At 66.2% G+C, this 10,611-nt stretch carries 11 protein-coding genes; 5 read left to right on the plus strand and 6 right to left on the minus strand.

Annotation, left to right across the window (positions count from 1 at the left end; genetic code table 11):
* Positions 1–391, minus strand: a 391-nt coding sequence (locus tag DBR20_RS15145; RefSeq protein WP_146187022.1) for a S46 family peptidase, incomplete at its 3' end; no start/stop codon positions are given.
* A gap of 339 nt (positions 392–730) precedes the next feature.
* Between DBR20_RS15145 and tdh the strand changes: the two genes are divergently transcribed.
* A complete protein-coding gene (gene tdh, locus DBR20_RS15150; protein WP_032952044.1) occupies positions 731–1,753 on the plus strand; it encodes an L-threonine 3-dehydrogenase in 1,023 nt (340 codons plus the stop codon).
* Positions 1,754–1,884: 131 nt separating this feature from the next.
* On the opposite strand, the gene DBR20_RS15155 is transcribed toward tdh, so the two are convergent.
* The gene (locus tag DBR20_RS15155; protein ID WP_089239045.1) at positions 1,885–2,577 is read right to left on the minus strand and encodes a TorF family putative porin; all 693 of its coding nucleotides are present in this window, start codon (positions 2,575–2,577) and stop codon (positions 1,885–1,887) included.
* Positions 2,578–2,787: 210 nt separating this feature from the next.
* Between DBR20_RS15155 and kbl the strand changes: the two genes are divergently transcribed.
* Positions 2,788–3,993: a glycine C-acetyltransferase gene (gene kbl, locus DBR20_RS15160; RefSeq protein WP_108266753.1), complete on the plus strand. Its 1,206-nt coding sequence runs from the start codon at positions 2,788–2,790 to the stop codon at positions 3,991–3,993.
* Positions 3,994–4,131: 138 nt separating this feature from the next.
* Here kbl and DBR20_RS15165 read toward each other — a convergent pair whose 3' ends face one another.
* The 4 genes from DBR20_RS15165 to DBR20_RS15180 form a co-directional block, all read right to left on the minus strand.
* Positions 4,132–4,470: a hypothetical protein gene (locus DBR20_RS15165; protein WP_108266754.1), complete on the minus strand. Its 339-nt coding sequence runs from the start codon at positions 4,468–4,470 to the stop codon at positions 4,132–4,134.
* Between the two features lie 85 nt (positions 4,471–4,555).
* On the minus strand, positions 4,556–5,365 hold the full coding sequence (locus DBR20_RS15170; RefSeq protein WP_181393101.1) for a pseudouridine synthase: 810 nt from the start codon (positions 5,363–5,365) through the stop codon (positions 4,556–4,558).
* 20 nt (positions 5,366–5,385) lie between these two features.
* Entirely contained in the window at positions 5,386–5,892 is a 507-nt protein-coding gene (locus tag DBR20_RS15175; protein WP_108266755.1) for a hypothetical protein, read from the minus strand.
* Positions 5,893–6,109: 217 nt separating this feature from the next.
* Positions 6,110–7,198, minus strand: coding sequence for an OmpA family protein (locus DBR20_RS15180; RefSeq protein ID WP_100463239.1), 1,089 nt, complete (start codon positions 7,196–7,198; stop codon positions 6,110–6,112).
* Between the two features lie 358 nt (positions 7,199–7,556).
* Here DBR20_RS15180 and DBR20_RS15185 point away from each other — a divergent pair, with 358 nt between their 5' ends.
* From DBR20_RS15185 to DBR20_RS15195, 3 genes are all read left to right on the plus strand, one after another.
* On the plus strand, positions 7,557–8,576 hold the full coding sequence (locus tag DBR20_RS15185; RefSeq protein ID WP_108266756.1) for a zinc-binding alcohol dehydrogenase family protein: 1,020 nt from the start codon (positions 7,557–7,559) through the stop codon (positions 8,574–8,576).
* Between the two features lie 133 nt (positions 8,577–8,709).
* A complete protein-coding gene (locus DBR20_RS15190) occupies positions 8,710–9,351 on the plus strand; it encodes a hypothetical protein (RefSeq protein ID WP_089239033.1) in 642 nt (213 codons plus the stop codon).
* Between the two features lie 100 nt (positions 9,352–9,451).
* The coding region (locus DBR20_RS15195) for a 2,4-dienoyl-CoA reductase FMN-binding domain-containing protein (RefSeq protein WP_146187023.1) at positions 9,452–10,611 on the plus strand (1,160 nt) is incomplete at its 3' end.

Below are 10,611 nucleotides of genomic sequence, written 5' to 3' on the forward strand. Positions count from 1 at the left end.
CGTCGGTGATCTGGTCGAGCACGAACACGCGGGCGTTCGGGCCGGCACTCAGTTCGTCGCTGCGCTTGGGCGCGTTGAAGCCGTCCTTGATCAGATTTTTCTGTGCGGTCGAGTTCAGCTGGATCGCACCGTAGGCACAGTGGTGGTTGGTGACCACCAGGCCCTGCGGCGAGACGAAGCTGGCGGTGCAACCGCCCAGCGCGACCACGGCGCCCATCGGGTCGCCGGTCAGGTTGGCCAGCTGTTCCGGAGACAGCTTGAGGCCGGCCTTCTGCAGCGGGCCGGCGATTTCCGGCAGCTGCTGCGGCACCCACATGCCTTCAGCGGCATGGGCGACCTGGACCAGCCCAAGGCTGGCGACGACGGAGAATGCAAGCAGGTTCGAGCGCATGGAGCGGCCCCTGGTAGTGGAACTCTCGATTGTAGCCCGCCGCCCTGCCCCGCCCCGAACCCCGGAAGTCATGGGCCGGGCACACCGATGCCCCGGTAGCAGCCAACCTTGGTTGGCACCCACGCATCCGCCGGGCATGGCCCGGCGCTACCGGGGCAGCCGCCATGCGGGGTAGCGCCGGGCCATGCCCGGCGAGCGCAGCGGCACCGTTCGAAACGCCCGCTTGCGCACAGCTTTCGTTCCACCAATGCACCCGCAGCGCAACATGGGAAATCCGCGTGGCGCCCTATAATCCGCGCTTTCCCCCTGATGAGTTCCACCCCGATGGCGCAGCAAACGATGAAGGCCCTGGTCAAGCGCGAAGCGGCCAAGGGCATCTGGATGGAAGAGGTTCCGGTGCCGACCCCGGGCCCCAACCAGGTCCTGATCAAGCTGGAGAAGACCGCGATCTGCGGCACCGACCTGCACATCTACCTGTGGGACGAATGGAGCCAGCGCACGATCAAGCCGGGCCTGACCATCGGCCATGAGTTCGTCGGCCGCATCGCCGAGATCGGCCCGGGCGTGACCGGCTACGAGATCGGCCAGCGCGTGTCGGCCGAAGGCCATATCGTCTGCGGTCACTGCCGCAACTGCCGCGGCGGTCGTCCGCACCTGTGCCCGAACACCGTCGGCATCGGCGTCAACGTCAACGGCGCGTTCGCCGAATACATGGTGATGCCGGCCAGCAACCTGTGGCCGATCCCCGACCAGATCCCGTCCGAACTGGCCGCCTTCTTCGACCCGTACGGCAATGCCGCGCACTGCGCGCTGGAATTCAACGTCATCGGCGAAGACGTGCTGATCACCGGCGCCGGCCCGATCGGCATCATCGCAGCGGGCATCTGCAAGCACATCGGTGCGCGCAACGTGGTGGTGACCGACGTCAACGACTTCCGCCTGAAGCTGGCCGCCGACATGGGCGCCACCCGCGTGGTCAACGTCGCCAACACGTCGCTGAAGGACGTGATGAAGGAACTGCACATGGAGGGCTTCGACGTAGGCCTGGAAATGAGCGGCAACCCGCGCGCGTTCAACGACATGCTCGACTGCATGTACCACGGCGGCAAGATCGCCATGCTCGGCATCATGCCCAAGGGCGCCGGCTGCGACTGGGACAAGATCATCTTCAAGGGCCTGACCGTGCAGGGCATCTACGGCCGCAAGATGTACGAGACCTGGTACAAGATGACCCAGCTGGTGCTGTCCGGCTTCCCGCTCGGCAAGGTGATGACCCACCAGCTGCCGATCGACGACTTCCAGAAGGGCTTCGACCTGATGGAAGAAGGCAAGGCCGGCAAGGTCGTCCTCAGCTGGAATTGACCCTGCGCTCCGCGCGAATGGTGGGTGCCGAGCTTGCTCGGCACGCCCTGGAATCGAAAAAGGCGCCCGTTGGGCGCCTTTTTCTTTGGTGTTGCCGGCCAGCGGCCGGCACTACCGTAACGCCTGCGGCGTTACTTGCCGACCGCCACGCTCAGCATCACCCGGCTGTGCGCCAGCTTGCCGGAGTTGTCGCGGCCATTGCCGTCGGTGCCGTAGTAGCCCAGGCCGACATTGAACAGGCCGAACTGGCGGGCGACGCCGACGTTCCAGTCGGTGTAGTCCTTGGCGATACCGTCCTCGAAGGTGCTGCGACCGACGTTGGCGTTGAGCGTGAACTCCTTCGGCAGGCCCCAGCTGCCACCCAGGCCGAAGTACCAGCCATCGGTGCTGCTGTTCCACACATCGTTGCTGTAGGCCACCGTCAGCTTGTAGGTGTCGTCCAGCGTGGTGGTGGTGATCAGCTCGTTGTAGTTCTGGTGGCTGGACTTGAGGTAGGTGTAGCGGTTCAACAGCACGTCGAAGTTGACGCGCTCGGTCACGTCCACGCCGTAGCCGATCAGGTAGTCGACCTCGGTCTTCGGATCGCCTGCGCCGAAGTCGACGCCCGAGCCCCAGACGCCGGCATACAGGCCGACCGGGCTGGTGTAGGTGAAGCCGGCCTGCAGGGTCGGATCCTCATCGGTCTGCGACACACCACGGAACAGGTAGTCCGAGACGGCGGTGACGTTCCAGCTGTACGGAGATTCGTTGTCCTGGGCGCTGGCGGCGAACGGCGCGAGGGTCAGGGCGGCGGCAATGGCGAGGCAGGCACGGGCGTGCTTCATGGGCGTCTCCGGTGGGGTCGGTGGCGTGGAAGGCGGGATCTGCAGCGGGCGCAGCGACCGGAGCCAGACAGCCCCGGTTCACGAATTTTTAACCCGTTTGCTATTGCGATGCAACATGTGCCGGCCATGGCGGTGCCCCATCCGGCCCGGTCCGCAGCCATCGATGCCCGGTAGAATCAGCGGTTTCCCGTGCTGAGCCGTGCCCACGCCATGACCGACTCCTCCGCCCTGACCCGCCACTATGGAGAGGAACTGGACGCCATCCGCGCCCAGGGCCTGTTCAAGTCCGAGCGCATCATCACCAGCCCGCAGTCCGCCGAAATCACCCTCGAAGACGGTCGCAAGGTGCTGAATTTCTGCGCCAACAACTACCTCGGCCTGGCCGACCATCCGGACCTGATCCAGGCCGCGAAGGACGCGCTGGACAGCCATGGTTTCGGCATGGCCTCGGTGCGCTTCATCTGCGGCACCCAGGACCTGCACAAGCAGCTGGAAGCACAGATCGCCGGCTTCTTCGGCAAGCAGGACACCATCCTGTACGCGGCCTGCTTCGATGCCAACGGCGGCCTGTTCGAGCCGCTGCTCGGCGAGAACGACGCGATCATCTCCGATGCGCTGAACCATGCCTCGATCATCGACGGTGTGCGCCTGTGCAAGGCCAAGCGCTTCCGCTACGCCAACTGCGACATGGCCGACCTGGAAGCCCAGCTGCAGGCCGCCGATGCCGCCGGCTGCAGGACCAAGCTGATCACCACCGACGGCGTGTTCTCGATGGACGGCTTCATCGCGCCGTTGGACGAGATCACCGTGCTGGCGAAGAAGTACAACGCGCTGGTGCACATCGACGAATGCCATGCCACCGGCTTCCTCGGCGCGACCGGCCGCGGCTCGGCCGAGGTCAAGGGCGTGCTGGAGAAGATCGACATCATCACCGGCACCCTGGGCAAGGCCATGGGCGGTGCACTGGGTGGCTTCACCTGCGCCAGCGCCGAAGTGATCGAGCTGCTGCGCCAGCGTTCGCGCCCGTACCTGTTCTCCAACTCGCTGCCGCCGCACGTGGTCGCCGCCGGCATCAAGGCCTTCGAGATGCTGGCCGCGGCCGATGACCTGCGCAGCACCCTGGCCGAGAACACCACCTACTTCCGCGAGAAGATGACCGCTGCCGGTTTCGACGTGAAGCCCGGCGTGCATCCGATCAGCCCGGTGATGCTGTACGACGCACCGCTGGCGCAGAAGTTCGCCGAGCGCCTGCTGGAAGAAGGCATCTACGCGATCGGCTTCTTCTTCCCGGTGGTGCCCAAGGGCCAGGCGCGCATCCGCACCCAGATCAGCGCCGCGCACAGCCGCGAGCATCTGGACCGGGCGATCGATGCGTTCACCCGCATCGGCGTCGAGCTGGGCGTGATCAAGGGCTGATCACCGGCGGGTCGGATCTCCCATGGGTAGCGCCGGGCCATGCCCGGCGGTTTCCCGATATCCGCGCCATGCGCTCGCCGGGCATGGCCCGGCGCTACACATCAGGACGTGCCGACCCAGGTCGGCACCCACCCGGCGCTATTTCTTCTTTTTCTTCTTGTCCTTGGGCTCGTCCTTGCTGGCGACCACCACCGGCTTGGCGACAGCATCCTGCCCATTACCCTTGGCCACGCGGATGCCATTGGCTTTCATCCAGGCATCGAACTGGTCGGCGGTCATCTTCTGGTCGCCGTTGCTCATCATGAAGCGATAGCTGCCGCGGCCATCCAGTTCCGGGGTCTTCACTTCAACCACCGGGGTCTCGGCCGGGCGATCGGCCTTGGCCGTCTTCTTGTGGCCGCCGCAGGCCGTCAACAGCACGATCGGCAACAACACGCTGGCGCAGCGCAGGGTTTGCTTGAGGGTCGGGTGATACATGGGCAGGCTCCGTTCTGGACATTCGACAACCAGGCGCCCCCTACGCCTGGAACGGTGGCCGGCAACCGCCGGCCGTGGGCATCACTCAGCCCGGTGCAGCGGCCCCCAGCCGCTGCTGGTCGCTGACCTCCAGCGCCCGCCACTGGCCCTTGCCGAGATCGCCGAGCGTGAGCTCTCCGATCGCAACGCGGACCAGGCGCAGCACCTGCAGGTCGAAGGCCGCCAGCAGGCGACGGATATGGCGGTTGCGGCCCTCGTCGAGGACCACCTCCAGCCAGGCGGTCTTGTCGCCGCTGCGCAGCACGCGCACGGCCAGGGCGAGGAGGAATTCACCCTCGTCTTCGACACCGGCGCGCAGCGCCGCCAGGGTGTCGTCATCGGGCAGGCGATCCACCTGCACGTGGTAGGTCTTCTGCGGGCCGGTCTCCGGATCGGTCAGGCGCGCGGCCCACTGCGGATCATTGCTGAACAGCAACAGGCCTTCACTGGCCTTGTCCAGGCGACCGACCGGCGCGATCCACGGCAGGCCGGCGCCATCGAAGCAGCGGTACACGGTGTCGCGGCCACGCTCGTCCTGCACGGTGGTGACCACCCCGCGCGGCTTGTTGAGCATCAGGTACAGGCGCTGTGGTGCGCCCATCGGCTGGCCGTCGACCTCGATCGGCGGCGCCGGGCTGGCAATCGGAAATTCCGGATCACGGACGATGCGCCCGGCGACACGAACACGCCCATCGGCGATCCAGCGCGCGGCCTCGCTGCGCGAGCACACGCCCGCCTTGGACAGCACGCGCGCCAGGCCATGGCGCACGCCAGCGGAAACCGCAGCAGGATTCGCACGCCCACGCGCAGCGTGGGAGCGGGCAGCGGGGGCAGCAGGTGGGCGGCGCGTGCGCAAGCCTCTGCTCCCCGCCGTGCTTACTTCTTGTCGACCGGCTTGGTCTCAGCCGGTACTTCGGCTGCGGCCGGGGTAGCAGCCGGAACCGGACGTGCCTTGACCACGCGTACGCCGCGCGCCTTCATCCAGGCGTCGAACTCTTCAGCGGTCATGCGCTTGCCGTTCTGGCTCATGTCGAAGCGCCACGGCGTGTTGTCGAATTCGGTCTGCGGCTTGTATGCCGCCGGATCATTCGGCTTCACCGCCGGCGCGCTCGGAATCGCCTTGGCGATGTTCTGGCAGCCATCGATGCGCAACCGCTGCAGCACCTGGTCCAGCGACTGCGACGGATCGTAGCTGCTGCCCAGCACGCCACTGGACATGCCCAGCTGGCTGCTGCGGATATACAGCTCATCTGCCACCGGGGCGATGGCCGTGGCCGGCAACGGCAGCGGCGAAGCGCTGGTGTTGACCGAGCAATCGACCGCAGCGTGAGCAGCAGGAATCAGGGCCAGCGCCAGAACGGCAGCCGATGCAGAGCGCAGCATGAGGACATCCACGAAAGGAAGTGACGCGGCGAGTTTAGCAATGCCGCGTCATCTTTCAAGCGCCACTTTCAATGAATACGGCAACTCATTGGTTTCATGAGCAAATTACCGACGAACGGTTGCCACTCGGGCGCTGATTCATCATTCCCGACCGCACAAACAACAAGACCCGGCCGAAGCCGGGTCCTGCTGTGTCTTACTGGCAGAGCGTCAGAACTTAGTTCTGGACATTCAGCTCGGTACGACGGTTCTTGGCGCGACCTTCCGGATTGTCCGAACCATCCGGGTTGGTGTTCGGCGCAATCGGACGGCTCTCGCCGTAGCCGATCGGACCGGCCAGACGGCCAGCGTCGACGCCGTTCTTGGTCAGGTAGTTGTACACCGCAGTGGCGCGGCGCTCCGACAGCTTCTGGTTGTAAGCGTCGGTACCCTTCGAGTCGGTGTGACCTGCGACTTCAACGCGCAGATCCGGGTAACGCTTCAGGATCTCGGTGGCTTCGCTCAGGATGGCCACAGCGTCCGGACGCAGGTTCGACTTGTCGAAGTCGAAGTTCACGCCCTTCAGGTCGATCGAGACCGGCACCGGGCAACCGTCCGGACCGATGGTCTGACCCGGCTGCGAGTTCGGGCACTTGTCGTCGCAGTTGTTGACGCCGTCACCGTCGTCATCCAGGTCGGCGCAGCTCGGGGCAACCGGAGCCGGTGCCGGAACAGCAGCCACCGGGGCCGGGCCCAGCGGGATCACGACGCCGACCGAAGCCAGCACGTCGCCGAACCAGCTTTCGTCGCGTGCGGCGATGCTCTGGTCGTCGAAGTCAGCGCGGTAGGCCACTTCGGCGCGGACAGCAACGCGCTTGTCGAAGGTGGTCTGCAGGCCGACGCCGAGCTTGGCGGCAACGTTGCCGTCCTTGCGGTCGGCCGGGCCGTTCGGGCCAGCTGCGTACTCTTCTTCAGACTTCTGGTAGCCCAGGCCGCCCACGATGTAGGGGTTCCAGCCGCGGCCTTCCTTGATGAAGTGGCGACGCAGATCGAACGACACGCCGTACTGCGACCAGTTCTGATCCTGGTTGGCGTCGAAGTTCGGGTTCTGGTAGTTCAGCTCACCATCCAGCGACCAGTTCGGGCTGATGAACTTGCCCAGACCCAGGGTCACGAACGGAGCGTCGTTGGTCAGACGGTCGTTATCCTGGAAGTTGAAGCCGGCCGAACCGGTCAGGTACCAGCGGTCATCGAACTCCTGCGCCGACGCAGCCTGGGCGAATGCCAGACCGCCCAGCAGCGCGGCAGTAAGGATCTTCTTGTTCATTGAGTACAGCTCCTATTTCGGGGGTATGAAACCGGTAGAGGCATGGGCCAGCACTACTGCGTCGATGTTCAGACAGCCGATTCAGCACGCCACCGCCGCGAACATTATGCTCAGGCGGGTGAAGGTCATGTTAACAGTCCCGTAACATGTGAAGCGCTGCGCACGACCGGCCACCGGTCCGACGTTGAAACCCTATACAGGATGATGAAAATCCGCAAGACCCACACACCACAAGGGTTTGGATGGGTTTAAGAGCCAGATGCGACAGTTTTGACGCTGGTTATCACAAAGCGGTTCAGCGCGCGCCCATCGAGGTGAGGAACCTTATGATGCAGACAGGAACCGAGCTGGAGCCGCAATGAAAGCCGTCGCCCTGTGCCGTGAATCCGCCCCTGCCCTGCGCGATCTGGTGCTGCCACCACCGCAGCCGCCGCGGGGCCGTGACCTGCTGATCCGTGTCGAAGCACTTTCCGTCAATCCCGTGGATGGGAAGCTGCGTGCAGGCACGTCGGCCGCATCGCTGGATACGCCGCGCATTCTCGGCTGGGACGCGGCAGGCGTGGTCGAAGCCATGGGCGAGGAGGCCAGCCTGTTCGCCTCCGGTGACGAGGTCTACTACGCCGGAGATGTCACACGACCCGGCTGCAACGCTCAATATCAGCTGGTGGATGAGCGACTGGTGGCGCGCAAACCGACCACCCTCGACTTCGCCGAAGCGGCCGCGCTGCCGCTGACCACCCTGACCGCGTGGGAACTGCTGTTCCAGCGCATGCCCCTGCTGCTTGATGACCGCCGCCACGCCGGCCAGCGCCTGCTGGTGATCGGCGGTGCGGGCGGCGTCGGCTCGATGGCGATCCAGCTGGCCCAGCACGCCGGCTTTGAGGTCATTGCCACCGCCTCGCGTGAAGCCTCGATCGACTGGTGCCGGCGGATGGGCGCCCAGCATGTGATCGATCATCGCCAGCCCCTGCTGCCGCAACTGCAGGCGCTTGGCATCGACGATGTGCAGGTGGCCCTCAATCTGGCCGATACCGACCACTACTGGGACGAACTGGGCCAGCTGCTGGCGCCGCAGGGACATGTCGGCCTGATCGTCGAACCGCGCGGCCCGCTGCGCATCGGCGATCCCTACAAGGCCAAGTGCATCGGCATCCATTGGGAATTCATGTTCGCCCGTGCGCGCTTTGCCACCGCCGACCGCATCGAGCAGCACCGCATCCTCAACCGCGCCGCCAGCATGATCGATGCAGGCCAGTTGCGCGGAACGCTGAGCGAAGTGCTGGGGCCGATCAATGCGGCCAACCTGGAAGCCGCCCACCAGCGCCTGGCAGGCGGCCGCACCATCGGCAAGCTGGCGCTGGCCGGCTGGGACGACTGAGTCACCACTACGCGCACCCGCCACAGACTGTGCCCGGCGCAGCCTGTGGCGGTGGATTGGCCGGCATCTGTATCTACTGAATGACCCGTTTCAGGGATAGGGTGGGAACAGATTCCCCTGCCCTGAGCCTGTCATGCCCACCGCCCTGCCCCTGCGCCTGCTGCAACTGATCATCGGCCTGTTCCTCTACGGCTTCGGCGCCTCGCTGATGATCCGCGCTGCGATCGGTGTCGCGCCTTGGGATGTGCTGTCGCAGGGCATCGCTGCACAGACACCGTTGTCGTTCGGCCTGGCCACCAATGTCATCGGCGCGCTGGTATTGCTGCTGTGGTGGCCGCTGCGACAGAAGCCCGGCGTCGGCACCGTACTCAACGTGATGCTGATCGGCCCCTCGGCCCAGTTCGGGCTGTGGCTGCTGCCCCCGGCCGTCGGCCTGGGCTGGCAGGTGGCGATGTTCTGCGCCGGCATGCTGCTGGTGGCGCTGGCCACCGGCCTGTACATCGGCGCAAAGCTGGGCCCTGGCCCGCGCGATGGCCTGATGACCGGGCTGCACGCGCGCACCGGCTGGCCGATCTGGAAGGTAAGGAGCCTGATTGAAGGCAGCGTGCTGCTGCTGGGCTGGTGGCTGGGCGGCAACGTCGGCGTCGGCACGCTCGCCTTCGCGCTGCTGATCGGCCCGCTGTGCGGGATCACCCTCGGCTGGTTCGGGATCGGCCGGCCGGCGGTCGGTAGCGCCGGGCCACGCCCGGCGAGCGCGCAGCGCGGCCACGGGTAGTCGCGTCGCCGGGCATGGACCGGCGCCACCCATCTGCCAGCCCTTGCCCCCGGCGCCGTTTCGCGGCACCCTTCGCGCTTCCGTACGCAAGCGTATCGACATGTCGCCAGCCAACGAAAGCGCCTACCCCCACCTGTTCGCCCCGCTGGACCTGGGCTTCACCCAGTTGCGCAACCGGGTGCTGATGGGCTCCATGCATACCGGCCTGGAAGACCGCGCACGCGACTTCCCGCGCCTGGCGGCCTACTTCGCAGAGCGCGCCGAAGGCGGCGTCGGCCTGATCGTCACCGGTGGCTTCGCGCCGAACGTGGTGGGCTGGCTCAAGCCGTTCGGCGGCAAGCTGTCCTGGCCATGGGAAGTGCGCCCGCATCGGCAGCTGACCGCCGCCGCGCACCAGCACGGCGCGAAGATCTGCCTGCAGCTGCTGCATGCCGGGCGCTATGCCTATCACCCGCTGTCGGTGGCGCCGTCGAAGCTGAAGGCGCCGATCAATCCGTTCACCCCGCGTGCCCTGTCGGCCAGCGGCGTCGAGCGGCACATCGCCGACTACGCACGCAGCGCGAAGCTGGCCCGCGAGGCCGGCTACGACGGCGTGGAAGTGATGGGCTCGGAGGGCTACCTCATCAACGAGTTCATCGCCCCGCGCACCAACAAGCGCAACGACCGCTGGGGCGGTGATGCCGCACAGCGCATGCGCTTCGCGGTGGAGATCGTGCGCCGCATCCGCGAGGCGTGCGGTCCGGATTTCATCATCATCTACCGCCTGTCGCTGGTCGACCTGGTCGAAGACGGCAGCAACTGGGAAGAGATCGTGCAGCAGGCCCAGGCCATCGAAGCCGCTGGCGCCACGATCATCAACTCAGGCATCGGCTGGCACGAAGCGCGCATTCCGACCATTGCCACGTCGGTACCGCGCGGTGCGTTCGCTGCGGTCACCGCCAAGCTCAAGCCACACGTGACGTTGCCGCTGGTGGCGACCAACCGCATCAACATGCCCGAAGTGGCCGAACGCATCCTCGCCGATGGCGGTGCCGACATGGTGTCGCTGGCACGTCCGCTGCTGGCCGATCCGCAGTGGCCGAACAAGGCCCGCGCCGGCCGTGCCGAGGCCATCAACACCTGCATCGCCTGCAACCAGGCCTGCCTGGACCACGTGTTCGAGAACAAGCTGGCCAGTTGCCTGGTCAACCCGCGCGCTGCCCACGAGACCGAGCTGGTCTATACCCCGACCACCGCACCGAAGCGGGTGGCCGTGGTCGG

The organism is Stenotrophomonas sp. HMWF023 (assembly GCF_003060985.1).
GTDB lineage: Bacteria > Pseudomonadota > Gammaproteobacteria > Xanthomonadales > Xanthomonadaceae > Stenotrophomonas > Stenotrophomonas lactitubi.